19 protein-coding genes and 1 riboswitch are annotated in these 20927 nt (G+C 59.5%); of the genes, 11 read left to right on the forward strand and 8 right to left on the reverse strand.

The annotated features are described in order from the left end of the window. Positions 1 to 150 precede the first annotated feature (150 nt). Positions 151 to 372, reverse strand: a complete 222-nt coding sequence (locus HDF09_RS05650) for a hypothetical protein (RefSeq protein WP_183762665.1) — start codon at positions 370 to 372, stop codon at positions 151 to 153. Between the two features lie 492 nt (positions 373 to 864). Beyond that, on the reverse strand, positions 865 to 3549 hold the full coding sequence (locus tag HDF09_RS05655; protein WP_183762668.1) for an ABC transporter permease: 2685 nt from the start codon (positions 3547 to 3549) through the stop codon (positions 865 to 867). A gap of 226 nt (positions 3550 to 3775) precedes the next feature. Next, positions 3776 to 3841, forward strand: a riboswitch (Fluoride riboswitch). Positions 3842 to 3875: 34 nt separating this feature from the next. Here HDF09_RS05655 and crcB point away from each other — a divergent pair. The 6 genes from crcB (at position 3876) to HDF09_RS05685 (ending at position 11074) form a co-directional block, all read left to right on the forward strand. Next, positions 3876 to 4298: a fluoride efflux transporter CrcB gene (gene crcB / locus HDF09_RS05660; RefSeq protein ID WP_183762671.1), complete on the forward strand. Its 423-nt coding sequence runs from the start codon at positions 3876 to 3878 to the stop codon at positions 4296 to 4298. A 46-nt stretch (positions 4299 to 4344) separates the two neighbouring features. Further along, on the forward strand, positions 4345 to 4683 hold the full coding sequence (gene cyaY / locus HDF09_RS05665; protein ID WP_183762674.1) for an iron donor protein CyaY: 339 nt from the start codon (positions 4345 to 4347) through the stop codon (positions 4681 to 4683). 149 nt (positions 4684 to 4832) lie between these two features. Beyond that, complete coding sequence (locus HDF09_RS05670) at positions 4833 to 5618, forward strand: glycosyltransferase family 2 protein (protein ID WP_183762677.1); 786 nt, start codon at positions 4833 to 4835, stop codon at positions 5616 to 5618. Between the two features lie 146 nt (positions 5619 to 5764). After that, complete coding sequence (locus HDF09_RS05675; RefSeq protein WP_183762680.1) at positions 5765 to 8287, forward strand: zinc-dependent metalloprotease; 2523 nt, start codon at positions 5765 to 5767, stop codon at positions 8285 to 8287. Between the two features lie 126 nt (positions 8288 to 8413). After that, the gene (locus tag HDF09_RS05680; protein ID WP_183762683.1) at positions 8414 to 10030 is read left to right on the forward strand and encodes an aspartyl protease family protein; all 1617 of its coding nucleotides are present in this window, start codon (positions 8414 to 8416) and stop codon (positions 10028 to 10030) included. Positions 10031 to 10645: 615 nt separating this feature from the next. Next, on the forward strand, positions 10646 to 11074 hold the full coding sequence (locus tag HDF09_RS05685) for a cobalamin B12-binding domain-containing protein (protein WP_260180930.1): 429 nt from the start codon (positions 10646 to 10648) through the stop codon (positions 11072 to 11074). Between the two features lie 210 nt (positions 11075 to 11284). Here the strand turns inward: HDF09_RS05685 and HDF09_RS05690 are convergent, their stop codons facing one another. From HDF09_RS05690 to HDF09_RS05710, 5 genes are all read right to left on the reverse strand, one after another. Beyond that, complete coding sequence (locus HDF09_RS05690) at positions 11285 to 12022, reverse strand: SDR family oxidoreductase (RefSeq protein WP_183762686.1); 738 nt, start codon at positions 12020 to 12022, stop codon at positions 11285 to 11287. A 14-nt stretch (positions 12023 to 12036) separates the two neighbouring features. Beyond that, complete coding sequence (locus HDF09_RS05695) at positions 12037 to 12510, reverse strand: acyl-CoA thioesterase (RefSeq protein WP_183762690.1); 474 nt, start codon at positions 12508 to 12510, stop codon at positions 12037 to 12039. 77 nt (positions 12511 to 12587) lie between these two features. Further along, on the reverse strand, positions 12588 to 13370 hold the full coding sequence (locus tag HDF09_RS05700) for an enoyl-CoA hydratase/isomerase family protein (protein ID WP_311718767.1): 783 nt from the start codon (positions 13368 to 13370) through the stop codon (positions 12588 to 12590). 61 nt (positions 13371 to 13431) lie between these two features. Then, the gene (locus HDF09_RS05705) at positions 13432 to 14295 is read right to left on the reverse strand and encodes a hydroxymethylglutaryl-CoA lyase (RefSeq protein WP_183762696.1); all 864 of its coding nucleotides are present in this window, start codon (positions 14293 to 14295) and stop codon (positions 13432 to 13434) included. A 538-nt stretch (positions 14296 to 14833) separates the two neighbouring features. Beyond that, entirely contained in the window at positions 14834 to 16591 is a 1758-nt protein-coding gene (locus tag HDF09_RS05710) for an acyl-CoA carboxylase subunit beta (RefSeq protein WP_183762699.1), read from the reverse strand. 99 nt (positions 16592 to 16690) lie between these two features. On the opposite strand from HDF09_RS05710, the gene HDF09_RS05715 reads away from it, so the two are divergent. From HDF09_RS05715 to HDF09_RS05725, 3 genes are all read left to right on the forward strand, one after another. Next, on the forward strand, positions 16691 to 17164 hold the full coding sequence (locus HDF09_RS05715) for a hypothetical protein (protein WP_183762702.1): 474 nt from the start codon (positions 16691 to 16693) through the stop codon (positions 17162 to 17164). Positions 17165 to 17299: 135 nt separating this feature from the next. Beyond that, a complete protein-coding gene (pncA, locus tag HDF09_RS05720; protein WP_183762705.1) occupies positions 17300 to 17935 on the forward strand; it encodes a bifunctional nicotinamidase/pyrazinamidase in 636 nt (211 codons plus the stop codon). Then, entirely contained in the window at positions 17932 to 18309 is a 378-nt protein-coding gene (locus HDF09_RS05725) for a hypothetical protein (protein ID WP_183762708.1), read from the forward strand. Before pncA ends, HDF09_RS05725 begins: the two co-directional genes overlap by 4 nt. 40 nt (positions 18310 to 18349) lie before the next feature. On the opposite strand, the gene HDF09_RS05730 is transcribed toward HDF09_RS05725, so the two are convergent. Then, positions 18350 to 18961, reverse strand: coding sequence for an HD domain-containing protein (locus HDF09_RS05730; protein ID WP_183762711.1), 612 nt, complete (start codon positions 18959 to 18961; stop codon positions 18350 to 18352). 229 nt (positions 18962 to 19190) lie between these two features. On the opposite strand from HDF09_RS05730, the gene HDF09_RS05735 reads away from it, so the two are divergent. Both HDF09_RS05735 and uppS read left to right on the forward strand, forming a co-directional pair. Continuing rightward, the gene (locus HDF09_RS05735; RefSeq protein WP_183762714.1) at positions 19191 to 19724 is read left to right on the forward strand and encodes a helix-turn-helix domain-containing protein; all 534 of its coding nucleotides are present in this window, start codon (positions 19191 to 19193) and stop codon (positions 19722 to 19724) included. 171 nt (positions 19725 to 19895) lie between these two features. Next, the gene (uppS, locus tag HDF09_RS05740) at positions 19896 to 20882 is read left to right on the forward strand and encodes an undecaprenyl pyrophosphate synthase (protein ID WP_183762717.1); all 987 of its coding nucleotides are present in this window, start codon (positions 19896 to 19898) and stop codon (positions 20880 to 20882) included. Positions 20883 to 20927 lie beyond the last annotated feature (45 nt).

Consider the following 20927-nt stretch of genomic DNA (forward strand, 5'->3'; position numbering starts at 1 on the left):
CTCTACCGTCAGCCACTGCCATGTGAGTCAGGCCGAATCCGGACCGACAGTCATGCGGAAGTGATCCCCGGTTCGGCCTCCAGCTACCTAATTCTTCCCGGTTGACGGGCGCGCTTGTTGCCAAGTGTCCGAGATGCGGACTTTTCAGGCTTATTCAGACGAATCCGTGAAATCCTTGAGTCCAACCTTACGCAGACCCTGTAAAAGCTGTTCCACAATCGACGTGTCCGCGAACCATTTTTCAGCATCTTCGCGGTAGTATTTCAGATCGAGATATATGGGATGGTGCCTACGCACCAATTCGATGGCGGCGCGCGCCATTTCTTGGTGATTGAGCTGGCCACACATGCCGCGGCAATCCCCATTCGCCAACTCACTCACCAAACAGTGCGGACACAAGACTTTGAATGAAAGGCGAATTTGACCCTTCTTCCGCACTTGTTACCGGCGAGATTCATCTCGGCCCAGTACGAGGTGAGATCGGAAGTCCCGTCCTCCTTTGACGCCGTGCAGTTCTCCGTTATCGTGCGTGTCAGTCGCATTGCTATGCATTCTGGTTTTGTGTAAAACCGGTTTGCCACCTCAGCGCGCGCCCGACGAAAAGACCGGTCCGTTTTTCTGTCAACCCAGAGTAAATGGACACGGAATAAATGGACACATACAGAAGCAAAAACAGAGTGCCCTACTCGCCTTGAGTCACGTATTTGGTCACGATGAAACGCCCAATACTACCGTTGTAGATAACTCCCTTCTCGTCTATTGATCGAGCCGGCGAGTTTGAGCACAGAAAGAGAGGGAGAGGAGCGTCAAGCTTCTCCTCCTCTTTCGCTTAGAGACGGTCTTCCCTCCCGTCCTGCCGTTGGCTTAATCCGTACGCAGCGCCTTCATCGGGTCAATCCGTGTCGCTCGTCGCGCCGGAAAATAACAAGCTGCCAAAGCCACTCCCATCATCAACACCATCACGGCGAGAAAGGTCGACGGGTCGTAAGGCCGCACCCCATACAGCAACGACGACCCCGCGATCGTTCGAGTCAGCGCCAGCGCAACGATCAGCCCACACCCGGCGCCGGTCAGCGCAAGCCTGCTGCCGCGCCCCAGCACCCACCGAAGCACATCCCTGCGATCCGCTCCCAGCGCCATGCGTATCCCGATCTCACGCGAACGTTGCCCCACAAGATAAGAGATCACACCATACATCCCAATGCTCGCCAGCACCAGCGCCGTGCCGGCAAACACAGCCAGCAGAATCATCGCGAACCGCCGCGTGGCAAGCGTGTCGGAGATAACGTCATCCATCGTCTCCGGGTTATAAACCACCTGCTCCTGATTCATCTGGGTCACCGATCTCTCGATGCTCTTGAAGCTCGGAGTAGCCCCGGACTTCGAACGCACCACCGTATCCATCCCCAGCACAACCATACTCAACTGAACCTCCGGCAACTGCATCATCGATTGATAGGTCTCAGCACGCAGCGGATTAACCAGGTCGCTATCAAGTCCCCACTGATTCACATGCCCCACCATCCCCACCACCAGCGCCGGATCGTCAAACTGATCGAGATGAATCCGTTTACCGATCGGATCGGCATCCCCGAAAAATTTCCGCGCGAACACATCGTCAATCACAATCACCCGCTGTGACTTCTCATCATCGGTGTCCAAAAGAAATCGGCCCCGCAGTAAAGGAATCCCCATCACCCGCAGATAGTCTGCCCCGACCAGATACCGTATCGCCGAACGCATCGTGTTCTGGCTTGCTGGCTTCGGCTCTCCCTCCAGCCAGAAGTACTGCTCATCATCTGACATCATAGGCAGCGCAGCCCACGAAAACGATGCCGCTTCAACATCAGGCGTAAGCGCGATCCTCCGTTGCGCCTCGCGCAGATAGGCCCGCATCGCATCGGGGCTGGCGTCCTTCATCTCCGGCGCAGCCTCAAGACCAAACGTCATCACACCCTTCGAACGAAAACCCGGATCCACGTTCGACAGCTTCACCATACTGCGAATCATCAATCCCGCGCCGATCAACAGCACCAGAGCCGAAGCCATCTGAAGGATCACTAACCAATCCTGCATCCGGTGGTTTGCAACATCTGTCCCGCGTCCTCCGGACTTCAGCGCGCTCTGTACATTCTGCTTAAACATTTTCATCGCAGGCGCGAAACCAAACAGCGTCCCCGAAGCCAGCGAGATCAACGCCGTAAAGCACAGCACCAGCCAGTTCATATGAATCTCTGCAGCACGCGGCAACCCCTGCGGCAGCATCTTCACCAGCGCCTGTGTTCCCACAGCAGCCAGCACAAGGCCCAATCCACCACCCACTATGGAAAGGATCAGACTCTCCGTCAGCAACTGCCGCAACAGACGCCCGCGACTTGCTCCCAGAGCCGACCGCACCGCAAACTCCTGCGCACGGACATTCGACCTCGCCAGTAACAGATTCGCAACATTGACACAGGCAATCAGCAGCACAAACACGACAGCCCCCATCAAGACCACCAGCAGCGGGCGCACTTCGCGTACCAGCGACTCCTTGAACGGCACCAGCCTGGCACGAATCCCCTGATCCTCTGCCGGGAAAGTCGCCTCAAGACCTCGCGAGACTCTCTCCATATCCGCCTGCGCCTGCTCCAGCGTCACCCCCGGCTTTAGCCTCGCGATACCGTGTATCCCAAGCCCCGCCGCCCGATCACTCAACGCAGGATTTTGAAACTGACCGATCGGCACATAGATATCGCTGGCTCGAAAGTTATTGATCGCAAGGTTGAAGCTCGCAGGCATCACCCCGACAACGATATAGTCGCGTCCATCGAGCGTGAGCGCCTTCCCAATCACATCAGGCCGCCCGCCAAGCTTCCGCTGCCAAAACCCCGCGCCGATCATAGCCACAGGACTCTGCCCAATCTCATCCTCATGCGGAGCAAACAACCGCCCCGCCACCGGCTTCACCCCTAGAAGCGGAAAAAACTCCGAAGAGACAAGCTCGCCTCGCACCTCCTCCGACGCGCCAGTCCCCGTCAGGATGTACCCCGTGCTCCGCGAAACAGCCAGCGCACTCAATGTCTTGTTATCGCGCTGCCAGTCGCGAAAGTTCAGGTAGGAGACGGAGCCTTCGTTGAAGTTCTGCTTAGCCGCATGGACCGTCAACAGCTCCTCGGAGTGAGGATAAGGAAGCGGGTTCAGCAGCACGGCATTGATCACGGAAAAAAGAGCCGTGTTCGCTCCGATTCCGAGTGCCAGCGTCAGCACCGCCACAACAGTAAATCCACGACTCTTCCCCAACACACGCACACCAAACCGAATATCCTGCCACAGCGTCTCGACGCCAGGAAGCCCCTGTCTCTCGCGATAGGCCTGCCTCGTCTGCTCCAATCCCCCAAGCCGAATCAGAGCCTGCCGTCGCGCCTCCTCCTCCGACATCCCCGACCGGACATTGTCCTCGATGTGCATCTGGAGATGGCTCTCCAGTTCGTCGGCCAGCTCCGTGCCTCCGCTTGAATTGTTCAAAGCCCCAAGAACCCGCATCCAGAACGCTCGCAGTCTTCGCATCAAACCTCCTCCACAACAGAGAAGCAACCTGAGACCAGAGCCAGTGTGCGCTGCCCCGCATCCATCCTAGTCCCGCTGAATCTCCCGGACCACTCCTATTGCCAACCCATACATCCTCTCACTTCCCCTATGGCATAGCAATAGGTATCTCAAAATAAACGGAGAAGTCCTCGAATTCAGAAGCCTCCACGCAAGCAAAGCTCAGACCGATAAAACGCTGCTACGATAGACGCATGGGAATGAGGTCTCCCAAAACCGCCGTAAGCACCCGGCTGATGACCTCTGCCAATTCGATCTTCTTAATCTGAGGAACAACGAGGCAGACGATGTCCTATCTCTGGGTCACAATCGGCAGTGCACTGGGCGGTCTACTGCGTTACACCATCACCCGCCTCACACTCACCTACAGCATTGGATTTCCCTTCGGCACCATTCTCATCAATGTGCTCGGGTCTTTTGTCATCGGCTACTTCGGCACACTCACCCTGCAAAGCGGCCGCTATCCCGCCTCCGAGAACCTCCGTCTCTTCGTCATGGTCGGCATCTGCGGAGGCTTCACCACCTTCTCCTCCTTCAGCCTCCAGACCTTCGACATGATGCGCTCCGGCGCATGGGGCAGAGCCCTCGCCAACATTCTTCTCTCCGTCATCCTATGCTTCGCCGCAGTAGCCGCAGGCCATCTGCTCGCCCACCGCGCCGTCCCGGCCCAGGCCATCACTGAAACAGCCCAGGAAGAGTACACGGGGTAAAGAGGAGTACGCGGGGTAAAGAACGGTACACGGGTAAACTAACCTCATGATCGACGAAGCCACCTTCCGCCGCGAATCTGACCGTGCCCTCGAGTCCCTCAAGCAGTCCCTCATCTCCGCCGAGGACGACGACGCAGGCTTCGAGTTCGAAGACAACAACGGTGTCATGAACATCCTCTTCGCCAACGGCTCCAGCAAGTTCGTCATCACGCCCAACACCCCCATCCGTCAGGTCTGGATCTCCGCGCAAGCCACCAGCTACAAACTCGACTGGGCCGAAGCCACCAGCGTCTTCACCCTCACCAAAACCGGAGAAGACCTCAAGACCCTCACCCAGCGCCTCCTGCGCGAGCACCTCAAAGACCCCACCATCACCCTCCCCTGAAGCGGCTACCACTACGCCGTAAAGAACCTGCTTGCCAACTCACAAAACCGTAATAAACTGAACCCTCTAAGTGGCCATTCCGGCCAACTGGGCATAAAGCACAACCTGAGTTTTTACCGCTCCCAACTTGGGAGGATGGGATAGCCATCATGACGCCGAAGCTGTCCGTAGCGATCATCACGCTCAACGAAGAGGCCAACCTGGCCCGTACCCTCGCCAGCGTCCAATTCGCCGACGAGATCATCGTCGTCGACTCCGGCTCCACCGACCGCACCCTCGAGATCGCCGCCGAATTTAAGGCCAAGCTCTTCCTCGAGCCCTGGCAGGGCTTCGCCGCCCAGAAGAACTTCGCCATCGAGCGCTGCACCGGCACCTGGATCCTCTCCCTCGACGCCGACGAAGCCCTCACCCCCGAGCTCCAAGCCGAGATAAGCGCTCTCCTCGCCGCCTCTCCCTCCGCCGACGCTTACCTCCTCCGCCGCCGCAATCTCTTCCTCGGCCGCTGGATCCGCCACGGCGGCTTCTATCCCGACCCCCACCTCCGCCTCTTCCGCCGCCACTCCGCCAACTTCGCCCCTCCCGCCCGTTTCACCGACCGCCCCGTCCACGAGACCATCGCCCTCGACGGCGTCACCGAGACCCTCAAACACGACATCGTCCACCACGCCTACCCCACCATCGAGAGCTACATCGAAAGCCTCAACCGCTACAGCACCCTCGGCGCGCAGATCGTCATCGACAAGGGCCACACCAGCGACTCACGCCTCGCACTCCTGCACAACGTCCTCATCCTCCCCCTCCTCACTTTCTTCCGAAACTATCTTCTCCGCCTCGGCTTCCTCGACGGCCGCGAGGGCCTCCTCCTCCACCTCTACCACTCCACCTACACCAGCTGGCAGTACGCCAAGGCCTGGCAAACCGCCCGCAGATCCTGACCGCAGAACTTCCTCCCTCAAGAAAAGTAATCGTCATTTCGACCGAAGCGGTTCACAGTCTCATCGTGAACCGCGCAGTGGAGAAACCCCCGCATTTGTCTTTGTCTTTGCTCTCGCTTTGCCTCCCTCTGGTGTAAAACAAAACCATGCCTAAACGCATGCCCCTGGCCCTGCTCGCCCTCTCCGCAATTTATGCCACTCTTCCGGTTACAATCTCCGCGCAGACCATCACCGACAAAACCACCGGCATGAAGCACCTCGACGGCTATCTCCCGCTCGACTGGGACGCCAAAGCCGGCAAGCTCTACCTCGAGATCCCCCACCTCGATGCCAGCGGCCGCAGCCCCGACCTCCTCTACACCCACTCCCTCCCCTACGGCACCGGCTCCAACGATCTCGGCCTCGACCGCGGCCAAATCTCCTCCGGCGAAATCCTCCACTTCGAGCGCACCGGCCCCAAAGTCCTCCTCGTCGAACCCAACCAAGCCTTCCGCTCCACCTCCACCGACCCGCTCGAACAGCTAGCCGTCCGCCAGTCCTTCCCCGAGTCCATCCTCTACGGCTTCAAGGTCGAGGCCGAAGACGCGAACGGCGCAGTCCTCATCGACGCAACCGACTTCTACCTCCGCGACGCTCACGGCGTAGCCGAAACCCTCACCACCACCAAGCAAGGCACCTACAAACTCGACCCCACCCGCTCCACCATCGCCCTCGACGCCACCAAAGCCTTCCCCAAAAACACTGAAGTCGAGTCCATCCTCACCTTCACCACCGACGACCCAGCCAAAGCCGAGTTCGTCAACAACGTCACCCCCGACCCCCACGCCCTCACCCTCCGCGAGCACCAGTCCTTCATCGAGCTCCCCGGCCCCGGCTTCACGCCCCGCCGCTTCGACCCCCGCGCCGGCTACTTCCCCACCACCTACCGCGACTACGCAGCCCCTCTAGGCGCCCCGCTCGACCAGCACTTCATCATCCGCCACCGCCTCCTCAAAAAAGATCCCGCCTGCACCCACGCCTGCGAGGCCGTAATCCCCATCCAGTACTATGTCGACCGCGGCGCCGCCGAGCCCATCCGCACCGCCCTCCTCGAAGGCGCTCGCTGGTGGGACCAGGCCTTTCAAGCCGCAGGCTGGGCCAAAGGCACCTTCCGCGTCGACATCCTCCCCGCCGACGCCGACCCCATGGACATCCGCTACAACATCATCCAGTGGGTCCATCGCTACACCCGCGGCTGGAGCTACGGCTCCGCAGTAGTCGACCCCCGCACCGGCGAGATCCTCAAAGGCAACGTAACCCTCGGCTCCCTCCGCAGCCGCCAGGACTACCTCATCGCCGAAGCCCTCCTCAGCCCCTACGTCAACGGCAAACCCCTCCCGCCGGCAAACGATCCCATGCTCCAGATGGCCCTAGCCCGCACCCGCCAACTAGCCGCGCATGAAACCGGTCACACCCTCGGCCTCGCCCACAACTTCGCCGCCAGTTCCTTCCCCCACACCCCAGAAGAGTCCGTCTCCGTCATGGACTACCCCCACCCCTACATCACGCTCAACAAAGAAGGCATCCCCACCCTCGCGCAAAGCTACGCCGTCAACATCGGCATCTGGGACAAGGTCGCCATCGACTACGGCTACCGCGAATTCGATCTCGTCGAGGGTAAACGGCACTACGGCGTTTCGTTCGAATCCCCCGAAGGACTGAACGCCATCCTCGAAGCCAGCGAAAAAACCGGCCTCATCTACATCACCGACGAAGACGCCCGCCCCTTCGGCGGCGCGCACCCCCACGCCCACCTCTGGGACAACGGGACTGATCCCGCAGCGGAGCTGGACCGCATCCTAACCATCCGCACCGCCGCCCTAGCCCGCTTCGGCGAAGACGCCATCAGGCCCGGCGCACCCATGGCCCAGCTAGAAGACACCCTCGTCCCCCTCTACCTCCTCCACCGCTACCAAACCGAAGCCGCGATCAAAGAGATCGGCGGCCTCGACTACCGCTATCAACTCCGCGGCGACAACCAACCCGCGCCCGAGATCGTCCCCTCCGCCGAACAGAAAAAAGCCCTCACCGCCGTCCTCAAAACTCTCTCACCCGACACTCTAACCCTCCCCGAGCCCCTCCTGAAAATCCTCCCACCCCGCCCCCCCGGCCTGCCCCGCACACGCGAATCCTTCCCCTCCGAGACCGGCCTCACCTTCGACCCCATCGCCACCGCCGAGTCCGCCGCCGACCTCACCCTCAACGTCCTCCTCGACCCCGCCCGCGCCTCACGCATCGTCCAGTACCACATGCGCCTCGCCGACGCCCCCTCCCTCCGCGGCGTCCTCGAAGCCATCTCCAAGACCACCGCCGAGAGACCCGAAGGCGGCCACACCATGTCCTCCGAAGTAGAGCGAGCCGTAGAGTTCCGCGCCCTCGAAGCCATGCTCTCCCTCGCCGTCAACCCGCTAGCCTCCACCCAGGCCCGAGCCATCGCCCGCTCCCACCTCAACGACCTCCTCAAGCAGTGGACCACCGCCGCCCCGCTCACCGACACCGCCGAAGCCATCCACCGCGCCGCCCTCATCGACCGCATCAACGACTTCAACCGCGACCCCGCCAAATTCATCCCCGCCAAACCCATCGAAGCCCCACCCGGCATGCCCATCGGCGACGAAGACGCCTTCTGATTCTCCTCAGAAACCGACTCTCCAGAAAATCCACAAGGAAATCCCACAAACGATACACCACATCCAGAACTCGTTCTGGACTTAGCAATAGAAGAAATCTCTTTTCTTAAATATATTCAACTCAACATGAACGACTCGGCCGCTGCGATTCTGCCTGCCTCTTGGTTATCCCTCTTCGTCTTAGCCATCCTCACGTCAACCGGCTTTGCACAGACAGCTCCCTCTGCTAAAAGTGCTTCCTGCAAAATCGATCATGCTGCCCCCACCCCAACCGAGTTGGCGTTTTACCGTGACGACTATAAAAAGTCGGCTGACCTCGCCGCAGCCGAATACAAGGCTGACCCCAAAAACAGTCGCAGCCGGCAGCTTGAGATTGACAGCCTGATAGGTCAGGGCAAACTCGACGAAGCCAGAAAAAAGACCGATGCATGGACCCTCGCCGAGCCAACAGATCCTGTCGCGATCGTCACCGCCGGCGAGCTCCGCCACGCTGAAGGAGACTGGGTCGAGTCCTACGCGCTCATGCTCAAGGCGCTCAAGCTCGACCCCTGTCTCCCCGCCGCCTACGAGGGGCTGGCCGAGTATGAATCCCTCGCCGGCTACCACGCCACCGCACAAAAACATCTCGTACTTGCCCACCAACTCAGCCCCAACAACGAGAACATTCGTTTCGCCTGGATCAACTCCCTGAACGACGAACAGTCCGCAGCCGAACTTGCAAATTTTGTCCAAGAAGCCAAATCGATCGACGACAAGCGTCGAACTTCCCTGGCCAGGCGGCTCGAACAGGAAGACTCCAGCCTCAAAAATCGTTGCGAACTATCATCTGCAACCGGACCCCTGCAAATACCGATGACACCCGTCTACGGTGCCATCGGTATCGACCACTACGGTCTTGAAATCGCCTTCAACGGACACAAACGCACCCTCCAGATCGACACCGGCGCCAGCGGGTTTCTCCTCACGCACAGCAAATTCTCCGGAATAGGTCTGCAAAAGGTGAACTCCTCCCGCGTCTGGGGCTTCGGCGATCAGGGCTCCAACGCCATCGACCAATTCACCGCCGCATCGGTTCATATCGGAGGCATCGAATTCAAGAACTGCAACGTCGGTGCTCTGGAAAACTTCAGCGTCATGGGCGGTGGCCACATCGGCCAGGCCCTCGATACAAGCGACGGCCTCGTTGGAACCGACATCTTCTCTCGTTACCTCGTCACCGTCGACTACGTAAAACACGAGATCCGCCTTGAGCCGTTGCCGCAATCTTCCTCCGCTCCCACGGCGCCACTGGACGGGCTCGGTGGTGACCCGGCAAACGACCTCAGCAGCTTCGACCGCATCAAGCCGCCATCCATGCAGAACTGGACCAGCATCTACCGCCGGGGCCACCAGCTCATCATGCCCGTCGTCATCAACAGCAGCAAGCCGACGCTCTTCATTGTCGATACCGGCTCCTTCACCAACTTGATCGACACGGACTTCGCCAAGCAAGTGACCCAAACAAAGGACTCCATGAACCTTATCCGTGGCGTCTCCGGAGTAAGCAAACTGAAAGAAGCTGGCAGCTTCACCGCAGACTTCGCTGGCCTTCGGCTTCCCGTCACCAATATGGACTCGCTCAACCTGTCACGATTCGACGGAGTTCACGGCTTCCTCGGCTACCCCACTCTCGAACAGCTCGTCATGCACATCGACTATCGCGACAACCTGGTCCTGTTCGAAGCTCCCAACGGACACAAGTGAAGAAGCGTACGACTCACCTTCTCCTCCGCTAAGGTGAGGTCTGCCAAAACCCGCCTCTCTTCAAACTCACTCCACCGAAACACCACATCTTCACCATCAATCACCATCGAAATACCACAACAACGACACCAGAGACAGCCAGAGAATAAATCGAAAGATCACCCCCCACGCGCCTGCTCTCGGATGACTCCCGGATCGGGACTCAAGACCGCCGCAGCACCAATCCGAAGCTACGCGCAGCCACCAACGCTTGTTCCATCAAGCAGCCTGATTCGCCCGAGGGCAGAGCCCTCCCAAAATCTTGTCAAGCCCCAACCTTACGAAAACCCTCGTCAACACAGGCGATTCGCGTGGCGTATATACCCAGCCCAACTCTCTATAATGGAAGGTAGGAGCTAATGGAAGGTAGGAGGCTGAGTGTACTCTCTCTTGCCGATACGCGGCGTGCAGGTAAACTGTTGATTACAAATATTTTAGGCGCAACCAATTTGAAATGAACACTTTACAGACATAACCGTGCCGCAACTAACAGAAACCAAAGTACTTCCCTGCAAGATACCCCAGGGGGGAGGGGGGTACCCCACCCGGCCACCCGCCAGATATACTCGCTCCTCAATGCCTAACTCAATGCCCAATACGCCTCGAATCCGCGTTCTCGTCGCAAAGCCAGGCCTCGACGGCCACGACCGCGGCGCCAAGATCATCGCCCGAGCCCTCCGCGACGCCGGCATGGAGGTCATCTACACCGGCCTCCGCCAGACCCCCGAGATGATCGTCTCCGCCGCCATTCAGGAGGACGTCGACTGCATCGGCCTCTCCATCCTCTCCGGCGCCCACAACGTCATCGTCCCCCGCATCACCGCCCTCCTCCGCGAACAGAAGGCTGAAGACATCCTCCTCGTCCTGGGGGGCACCATCCCCGATGAGGATCAGCCGAAATTAAAGGAAAACGGCGTCTCGGCCATCTTCGGACCGGGAACGCCGCTTGAAACCACCATCACCTTCATCCGCGAGAACGTAAAACCGCGAACCCTCGCTCTTTGAAAATTCATGTCCTGCCGGACGGGCTGCCCTGCGCGGGCAGCGGTCACTTCGTGGCGCGTATACCTTGTCTTGGCAGGACGATAGACATAGCTCCTCCCGCTAGTCGGAAAGAAGATGGCTCGCGACCAACGGGAGCGCCAACCGAAGGGGTATACAAGTCACGAAGTGACCGCCCCACGCGCAGTGGGGCCGTCCGGTAGGACAAAGTAACTACCAGGGCAGCGCCTTACCAAGGTGAAGAAACTCCCCATTCGGCCCACTATCCTGCAACGTCGCCAGCTCTACCGAGGTCTTCGCACCGGTAACAATATCCAACTGCGCACCTTCGCCACCCATATCCGTCTTCACCCACCCGGGGTGCGCCGAGTTCACCTTGATCTTCGTATCCTTCAACTCATGCGAAAGATGAATCGTAAACGAGTTGAGCGCCGACTTCGAAGCGTCATAAGCAAACGTCTTCGCATCGTAGATAAACGACCCCGGCGTAGCGTGCAGCGTATTCGAACCCAGAATGCTCGAAAGATTCACAATCCGCCCACCCAGGCTCTTCTTCAAAAGCGGCAGCAACGTCTGAGTCAGCCCCACCACCGCAAAGAAGTTCGTATTGAACGTCTTCTGCAAAATTTCTTTTGACGTCGTGGAAGTCGCATTCCCCTTCCGCCCATCCAGGAAAATGCCCGCGTTATTGACCAGAATATCGAGCACGCCATAATCCTTCTCGATCAACTTTGCCACCGCCGCATAGTCCGCCGGATTATCCACATCCAGCTTCACCGCACGCGCTTCTACGCCGTCCTTCTTCAACTCCGCAACCGCAGCGTCGCCTTTGGCCACGTCGCGAACGCCAATCAGCACAGTAATCCCAAGCTTCCCAAGCTGCCGTGCGGTCTCCAACCCAATCCCTTTATTACCACCCGTAATCAGCGCAACCTTCTTGTCAGTACTCATCCAGCCTCACCTCGTCACCGATCTGACTGCAAACCATCTACCTCATGGGATGCCCGAGACCCGAGATACGCCGCAAAACGTTCCGCATACTTTGGCGGCAGGCCCCTCTTCTTCATGTCCTTGCCCACCACCACATGCACCGTCTCGCCCTCGCACAGCAACGCGCCATCCCCAATCCGCAGCACTCTATACCCGAACTTGATCACCGCGCCACGAGCCGCCACCAACCTCGTCTCCACCACCAACTCATCGTCATACCGGGCCGGCGCGCGATACCGCACATGCACCTCGACCACCGCAATCCCGCAGCCCTCTTCTACCTCCATCCGCTTGTAGTCCAGCCCCATGCTGCGGATCAACTCCACCCGACCCACCTCAAACCAGATCAGGTAGTTCGAGTGATACACCACGCCCATCTGGTCGGTCTCGGCATACCGCACCCGCACCCGGGCCTCCCCCACACGCTTCTCTGCGACAACTTCAATCATCCAGACAGTCTACCTAATCTGAACCGCAGTTCAGATCGATGTGCCTCCTGGTGCAGCAGCTATACGTCCCGCAACGATCAACCCTTGCCCCAAACAGGCTTCCTCTTCTCCAAAAATGCCGCCACCCCCTCGCGAAAATCATGCGTACCCCTTGCCTCCGCGTTCGCCGCCAGTGCCTCCGCAATCGCCGCATCCAGCCACGCCTTATTCTGCGCCCTGAGCAACCGCTTCGTCGCCGCCATCGCCTCAAGACTATTTGCCCGCAACATCCCTACCAGCTCCAGCGTCCGCGCCGTCAGCTTCTCCGCGTCGACAACCTCATTCACCAACCCCAGTCGCGCCGCCTCTTCGCTGGTAAAGATCCGTCCCGTTAGCAGCAGATCCCGCGCCGGCTTCTCCCCAATCTGCAACACCAGAAAAGCCGACACCACCGCCGGCACAAATCCGATCTTCACCTCCGTATATCCGAACTTCGCCCCCGGCACCGCCAGCGTAAAGTCGCACATCGTCGCCAGCCCGGTCCCACCCGCAATCGCCGCTCCATGCACAGCCGCTATCGTCGGCTTTGGCAGTTCATACAGCGTTCGAAACAGCCGCGCAATTCGTTCCGCATCTGCGGTATGTTCCGCGGCGGACTTATCATTCATCCCCTGCAGCGCGCTCAAATCCAAACCGGCACAAAACGCCTCTCCCGCGCCCGCAAACACCACCACGCTACAGTCGCTCGCCGCAGCCTCTTCCATCGCCTGAATCAACTCCTGCTGCATCTCAGGCGTCATCGCATTGCGCCGCTCCGGACGATTCAAAGTAATCATCCGAACCCCGTCCACATCGGTAACCAAAATAGTTACATAACTCACAAAGCCTCCTAACTCTCTACTCCGAGTCCAGCTAACTCGCTGACTAGTTGACTCGCTATGCTTACTGCACTCTCTCCCCATACTTCCGAGAGATCTCCGCACTCGCCGCCAACAACCCATCCAGCGGCCGCAACGGCTCCAACTCCGCCCCGAGCCCCTTCAGCTCCGCCAGCAGCACCTCCGTAGCGACATTCCCCACCAGCGCATCCTGGGCAAACGGACACCCACCCAACCCGCCGATCGCGGCATCGAACCGCCGACACCCCGCCTCGTAAGCCGCACGGATCTTCACCGCAGCCTGGTCCGGCCTCGCATGCAGATGCACCCCAATCTCAATCCCCTCATGCACCGCCAGAACATCTGCCACCAGATCGCTCACCTGCTTCGGTGTCGCCAGCCCCACCGTATCCGCCAGCGAGATCTGCGTCACGCCGTTGTCCGCCAACAGATCGCAGGCAGCAACCACCTCGTCGATACTCCACGCCTCGCCATAAGGGTTCCCAAACGCCATCGAGATATACGCCACCACATCCATCCCCGCCTTATACGCCAGCGTGCCCACCTTCTCCAGCTCTTCCAGCGCCTCCTCCGGCGTCTGCCCCTGATTCCGCTGCAAAAACGCCGGCGACACGGAATAAGGAAACCCCACCGTCTGCACGCTCCCCGTCTTCACCGCCCGCTCCGCCCCCTTCGCATTTACAACGATCCCGATAATCTCCACATCATCCGGCGGATCCAGATACTCCAGCACCAACTCCGAGTCCGCCATCTGCGGCACCGCCGACCGCGATACAAAGCTCACAGCATCGATATGCTTGAACCCCGCCGCAATCAACACCCGCAGATAATCCGCCTTCACCTCCGCCGGCATATTCTTAGGCAGCCCCTGCCATGCATCCCGCGGACACTCAATAATCTTCACCATTTCCAGATTTCCTCGTTCTATCTCTGCTGCGTAGTCCACCATCTAAACCATAACCAAAGACAAACTAAAAAAATCAACACAGAGCCTGTTTGCATCCATCCCGTGAATACCTGATCCCATTGAAGTCTTACCTCGCTTATGATCGTCAGCTTGTCTTCATCGGGGGTGGACTTCGTTACTCGATAAGAGCCCAGTGGGAACAAAGGCATGAAGGAAAAAACAATCCATCGTGTGACTACTTCTATCCCTTTGCTCTTGTCTGACTCGCTAATGAACTTATGACCGCGTAACTGAAGTCCATTTCCGCTATACGAATATGGATTATTACCAATCTGCATTTGGAGCGTTGTCTTCCTTTGCTCGATGCGTAAAGACCTGACCTCGGCCGCTCCAATTGAACGCCTCCGCATCTCTGCCCGCAATGCAATATCAGCTTCAGTTCGCAGACCTCCCTCACTCGCAAGTTGAGTTATGGCCTCATCGGATAGAGTCCGATATTGCCTGGCAAAATCTTCCGCAGACATCGAACTCATATCGCTCACGTCTGCAAAACCCCCGGATTAAACCTAGCCACATCAGGATTCAAACTAGCCGCCTCGAGCGCCGTCATCAAAACCTCCCGCGTCTTCACCGGATCAATAATCGAATCGATCCAAAGCCTCGCCGCCCCATACCTCGGATCGGCCTGTGCATCATACGACGACTTAATCTCGTCATACAGCTCCTTCTTCTCCGCATCCGACAGCATCTTCCCTCCGCGCTCCATCTGCTTCGCCCTAACCTCAGCCAAAGTATTCGCAGCCGAAGCCCCGCTCATCACCGCATACCGAGCCGTAGGCCACGCAAACAAAAACCGCGGATCATAAGCCTTCCCACACATCGCATAGTGCCCCGCCCCAAAGCTCCCGCCCACGATCACCGTGATCTTCGGCACCACGCTCGTACTCACCGCGCTCACCATCTTCGCCCCGGCACGAATAATCCCGCTCCACTCCGCATCCTTCCCCACCATGAACCCATTCACATCATGCAGAAAGATCAGCGGCACCAGGCTCTGATTGCAATCCATAATGAACCGCGCCGCCTTCTGCGCACTCTCCGTATAGATCACCCCACCAAACTCCGTCCGCTTCTCTCCAGCCTGCGGTCCCACCGCTACCGTCTGCGACTGGTGCATCTTCTGATTCGCCACAATCCCCACAGCCCGCCCGCCAATTCGAGCATACCCACACAAAACCGTCCGCCCAAACTCTGCCTTGTACTCATCAAACTCCGAGCGATCCACAATCCGCGCAATCACCTCGCGCATGTCGTACACATTGCTCGCAGCCTTCGCCGGATCGGGATCAATCAGCCCATACAAATCCTCCGCCGCAAACTTCGGCGCATCCTTCACCCCGTCATACGCGATAACACTAAACGGTGCCTTCGCCGGCGAACCGATCTTCCCCACCAGAGAACGTAACCGTGCCAGGCACAGATGATCATTCGGCTCCTTGAAGTCTACGGTGCCCGAGATCTCCGCATGCATCGCCGCCCCACCCAGCTCCTCGGCGTCCGTCTTCTGCCCAATCGCCGCCTGCACCAGCGACGGCCCCGCCAGAAACAACCCCGACCCCTCCGTCATCAAAACCGTATCCGTCATCACCGGCAGGTAGGCCCCACCCGCCACGCACATGCCCATAATCGCCGTAATCTGCGGCACCCCCAGCGAGCTCATCACCGCGTTATTGCGAAACACCCTGCCAAAATCATCCGTATCCGGAAACACATCCTCCTGCAGCGGCAGAAACACCCCCGCCGAATCCACGAGATACAACGTCGGTATCCGGTTCTCCAGCGCAATCGTCTGCGCCCGCAGCACCTTCTTCGCCGTCATCGGAAAAAACGCCCCTGCCTTCACCGTCGCATCATTCGCTACGATCATGCACAGCCGCCCGCTCACCCGCCCCAGCCCGGTCACCACCCCCGCCGCCGGCGCACCGCCATACTCGCCATACATCCCATACGCGGCCCACAGGCCCAGCTCCAGAAACTCACTGCCGTCATCCAGCAGCAGCGCCAGCCGCTCCCGCACCGTCAGCCGCCCCTTGGCCCTCTGCGCCTCCGCCGCCTTCGCCCCGCCACCCAGCCGAATCTCGTCCTCCGAAACCCGCAACGCCGCCATCAACACCTGCAACGCCGCACGATTCGCACCGAACCGCGCCGCCTTCACATCCAGCTTCGACCCCAACGCACTCTCCAACTTCCATCCTCCGATAACCGCCCGTTCACAAAACCGTGCCAGCCTTAGCATCTTAGCCGCACAATACGTTCACCGTCTTGTCCGAAGACGTGTACCCTATCTTCGAACTGAATCCAGAGATAGTTCAGACATCTTCCACGGAGACACGGAATGAACCTCCGCATCAAACTCGCACAGTTGATCCTGATCTCCAGCGTGCTTCTCCTGCCTGCCCGCGGCATCGCTCAAACTCCCACCGTCGACCTCGACAAATCCATCGACCTCTCCGTCGGAAGCCACGTCAAAGTTCAACAGCTCCTCTTCAACCTCCAGCAAGCCGTCGCTAAGCACAACCCCGCTGCCGTCGCCGCCCTCGTTCACTATCCCATCAAGGTCAACCCCGGCAAGCGTCCCATAACCATCAAATCTCCAAAAGCCTTCATCAAGGACTATGACCGCATCATCACCTCCGACATCTCCTCGGTCATCCTGAAACAAAAATACGATGCTCTCTTCGTCAACTCCCAGGGCGTCATGCTCGGCGACGGCGAAGTCTGGATCACCGGCTTCTGCCTCGACAAGAACTGCAAAAACTCCGACATAAAAATCGGCACCATCCAGGACACCACAAACCTCAAACCATAAGCATTAACGCAGGCAGCAATGTCAGACTCATTTCATGTCCAATGACGCCGGGTGCCCCATATCTCGATTTTGAGATGTGGGCATCGTCCGAAGGACGACCGTAGCCTTCACTTGTTGCACTACCATCAAGTCACCATGCAACTCCAACCCACCGACGCCCTCCTCGTCATCGACGTCCAAAACGACTTCATGCCCGGTGGCACCTTGGCCATCGCAGACGGCGACGCCGTCGTACCCCTCATCAACGCCCTTGCAAAAAAGTTCGACCATGTCATCCTCACCCAGGACTGGCACCCCACCCAACACATCTCCTTCGCCGCCACCCACGCCGCAACTCATGCGAACGCCCAGCCCTACGAGACCATCCAGGCCCCCTACGGCCCTCAGACACTCTGGCCCGAACACGTCCTCCAACACACCGAGGGCGCAGCCTTCCATCCCGCACTCCGCATCCCCCACGCCGAACTCATCCTCCGCAAAGGGTTCCGCCGCCACATCGACAGCTACTCCGCCTTCCTCGAGAACGACCACGCCACACCCACCGGCCTCGCCGGCTACCTCCGCGAGCGCAACCTCACCCGCCTCTTCCTCTGCGGCCTCGCCTACGACTTCTGCGTCCGCTACTCCGCCCTCGACGGCCACGCCCTCGGCTTCGAGACCATAGTCATCGAAGACGCCACCCGCCCCGTCAACCTAGCAGCCTCAGTCACCGAAACCAACGAAGCCCTAGCCGTCGCCGGCATTCCCCGCATCGCATCTGACAGCTTGTGACCGAGCGACCCGTAACCGAGCAGCCTATACCCGATCAGCCCTGGATCGCCACCGAAGCCACCGTCACTACCTGCCAGTACCAGTCTCCCGGCCTCAGCACTCTCGCCTTCGGCTTCCAAACCGGCGAAAAGTTTCGCATCGCCTTCGACTATTACGCTCATGGCCGCCTCTACTCAGACGAATTCCAATCCCCCATCGCCATCCCCCAGAACGAGCACATTCCCATCACCTACAATCCGCTCCACCCAGAACAAAACAGCCGCAGCCACGGCACCGCACTCAAGACAACCCGCCCACCGATCGTGATCATCGGCATTGTCAGTTCTATCTTCCTCTCACTTCTTTGGCTAACCGTCCTCCGCAGCTGTCACTAGACGAGCAAGATCGGAGACAACAAAAATTCAAAAGCTAACCCTAACCGGTGCCACCCTCCAGTCCTAACTCCCCCGCCCGCGCCTGCATCGCCTTCAGACAATTCCCCACATGCTCCTCCAAGCTCACCCCAAGCAACTCCGCGCCATCGGTAATATCCTCCCGCTTCACCGCCCGCGCGAACGCCTTATCCTTCATCTTCTTCTTCACCCCCGCCACCTCCACCTCGTGAATCGACTTCGAAGGTTTCACCAGCGCGCAAGCCGTCAGAAATCCCGCAAGCTCATCGCACGCAAACAGCGCCTTATCGAGGTGCGACTCCCGCGGCGTTCCCGAGTAGTCCGCGTGCGCCAGAATCGCATGCAGCACCTCGTCCGGCCATCCCAGCTCACGCAGATGCTTCACCCCGACAAACGGATGTTCCCCCAGCGTCGGATGCCGCTCATAGTCCATATCGTGCAGCAGCCCCGCACTCGCATATCTTCCGACAAACTCCGCCGCCGCCTCCCCCGCGAGCCCCAACCGCGAAGCCTCCATCACGCCATAGGCCTCCGTACAAACCGAGACCGCCAACCCATGCTTCCGCAGGCTCTCGCCCTTGGTCCACTCTTCCAGCAACCCCAGCGCCTGCCCTCGTCCAAAACCATCGCTCATCAAAAACTCCTCCTCTCCAAATCTAACGCGTTCGCCGCCTATCCCCTCCCCGACGAGCAAGCAAGTTACCACTTTGGTTCCTTTCCGGTTTTTTTAGGCTTTTGTGGATTTGCGTGCGGTTTTTCTGTTGACTCACCCGAGTCCCAGTGTCAATCTAGGCACATCATATGTTCCGTTATCGGACATGTGCTGGGTCCTTGCTCTGGGTCCCTTCGCAACAACACAACTTATGGCAACCATGATGGCACCTGTCGAACAACGTGAGGTACTACGTTGCGACCACTGCAGTTTGGTGCAGTTTCGGACAGCCAATGCGCTGTGCCGCCGCTGCCACAAATGCCTCGAGGTCGAAGAGCCCGAACCAGCTCCCACACCACTGGCGCTGGTTCCCCCACCATCAACCCAGGAAGGCGGCCTGCAAGTAGCTCACGCCGTGCGAGACCTGCGCCACGTGCGCAATCTCTCGCAGCGTCAGCTCGCAGCTCGCATGGGAGTACCTCGCACCTACATCTCCAAGATCGAGAACGGCAAGGCCATGCCGACCCTCTCCTCCCTCGATCGCCTCGCTCGCGCCCTCCAGGTCGACATCTCCGCCCTGCTGCGCGACGCCAACACCCGCCATCGCGACGAGACCGCGGTCCTCATGACCGATCCCTTCCTCGCCGAGATCGCCACCTACACCTCGCAGCTCGACGAACTACAGCGGTCCATCTTCCTGAACCATGTTCGCGAACTGGCCGCGGGACGCCGCCGTACCGCGTAAATAACGTCCCTGCAACACCGATCCACGCCCTCCAGGGAGGCGTCAGCACTCATCGTGACGCCTTCCTCTCCTTCTTCCCTCAACTCCCCGCCTCTCACGCACGAAAGATGTATAGGGCGTTCATTGCGCGCCCCCCAGCGGTGTGCTAGCGTCAATATCTGCGAGGTCGCTTTGCGCGCATCAACACCCCTACCGAACTCCAGCCGCGTTCCCAATCGCAGCCATGAGCTCTCTGCCGAAGAGCAGAGCGTCTACCGGCAGCTGGATCCAGCAAAAATTCCGCAACACGTCGCCATCATCATGGACGGCAACGGCCGCTGGGCCGGAAAACGTGCCCTCAAGCGCTTCCTCGGCCATCAGAAGGGCGCCGAGTCCGTTCAGTTCGTCGTAGAGACTGCCTCGCGCATCAATCTACCTTGGCTCACCCTCTACGCCTTCTCGCTCGAGAACAACCTCCGCCGCCCCAAGTCCGAAGTCAGCTTCCTCATGAAGCTGCTCAAGAGCTACCTCGTCGGCAACGTCAAGCGCATGAACGACAACAACGTCCGCATGGCCTACATCGGTCGCACCCACGACCTCCCGCAGGAAGTCCAGGACACCATGCAGTGGGCCTCCGAGGCCACCGCCAAGAACACCGGCACCACCCTCACCCTCGCCCTCAACTACGGCGCCCGCTCCGAGATCGTCGACGCCGTCCGCACCATCCTCACCGACCTCACCACCGAAGCCCACACCCGCGGCTGCTCCGTCGAGGACCTCCTCGGCGCCGGCGCCCTCGAGTCCCTCGACGAACCCACCATCGCGCGCGCCCTCTACACCGCGCACATGCCCGACCCCGACCTCGTCATCCGCACCTCTGGCGAGCAGCGCATCTCCAACTTCCTCCTCTGGCAGATCGCCTACTCGGAGATCTTCGTCACCGACCGCCTCTGGCCCGACTTCAACGGCCTCCATCTGCTCGAGGCCATCAACGCCTACCAGCATCGCGAGCGCCGCTTCGGTGGCCTCGGCGAAAGCTTCACCGACGAAGACCTCAACAACCTCGAGCCAGCCGAAGAAGTAGCCGCCGAGATCAAGGACCACCTCATCCCCAAATCGGACGCCAAAGCCGACAGCAAATCCGAAGCAAAGCCCGACGCCGTCCTCACCCGCCGCTAGAAACAGCAGTTTGCGCTTCGCAAAAATCTCTCGCGACGGGCAACC

Origin of the sequence: Edaphobacter lichenicola (assembly GCF_014201315.1) — a bacterium.
GTDB classification, from domain to species: domain Bacteria; phylum Acidobacteriota; class Terriglobia; order Terriglobales; family Acidobacteriaceae; genus Edaphobacter; species Edaphobacter lichenicola_B.

Bases quoted from the DNA above. Each gene is read 5' to 3' on its own strand.
- HDF09_RS05730 (WP_183762711.1), bottom strand. From the start codon at position 18,961: ATGAGCGATGGTTTTGGACGAGGGCAGGCGCTGGGGTTGCTGGAAGAG.
- HDF09_RS05695 (WP_183762690.1), bottom strand. From the start codon at position 12,510: ATGATTGAAGTTGTCGCAGAGAAGCGTGTGGGGGAGGCCCGGGTGCGG.
- pncA (WP_183762705.1), top strand. From the start codon at position 17,300: ATGCAACTCCAACCCACCGACGCCCTCCTCGTCATCGACGTCCAAAAC.
- HDF09_RS05710 (WP_183762699.1), bottom strand. From the start codon at position 16,591: ATGCTAAGGCTGGCACGGTTTTGTGAACGGGCGGTTATCGGAGGATGG.
- HDF09_RS05675 (WP_183762680.1), top strand. From the start codon at position 5,765: ATGCCTAAACGCATGCCCCTGGCCCTGCTCGCCCTCTCCGCAATTTAT.
- HDF09_RS05685 (WP_260180930.1), top strand. From the start codon at position 10,646: ATGCCTAACTCAATGCCCAATACGCCTCGAATCCGCGTTCTCGTCGCA.
- HDF09_RS05690 (WP_183762686.1), bottom strand. From the start codon at position 12,022: ATGAGTACTGACAAGAAGGTTGCGCTGATTACGGGTGGTAATAAAGGG.
- HDF09_RS05670 (WP_183762677.1), top strand. From the start codon at position 4,833: ATGACGCCGAAGCTGTCCGTAGCGATCATCACGCTCAACGAAGAGGCC.
- HDF09_RS05715 (WP_183762702.1), top strand. From the start codon at position 16,691: ATGAACCTCCGCATCAAACTCGCACAGTTGATCCTGATCTCCAGCGTG.
- HDF09_RS05705 (WP_183762696.1), bottom strand. From the start codon at position 14,295: ATGGTGAAGATTATTGAGTGTCCGCGGGATGCATGGCAGGGGCTGCCT.
- HDF09_RS05680 (WP_183762683.1), top strand. From the start codon at position 8,414: ATGAACGACTCGGCCGCTGCGATTCTGCCTGCCTCTTGGTTATCCCTC.
- HDF09_RS05655 (WP_183762668.1), bottom strand. From the start codon at position 3,549: ATGCGAAGACTGCGAGCGTTCTGGATGCGGGTTCTTGGGGCTTTGAAC.
- crcB (WP_183762671.1), top strand. From the start codon at position 3,876: ATGTCCTATCTCTGGGTCACAATCGGCAGTGCACTGGGCGGTCTACTG.
- HDF09_RS05735 (WP_183762714.1), top strand. From the start codon at position 19,191: ATGGCAACCATGATGGCACCTGTCGAACAACGTGAGGTACTACGTTGC.
- cyaY (WP_183762674.1), top strand. From the start codon at position 4,345: ATGATCGACGAAGCCACCTTCCGCCGCGAATCTGACCGTGCCCTCGAG.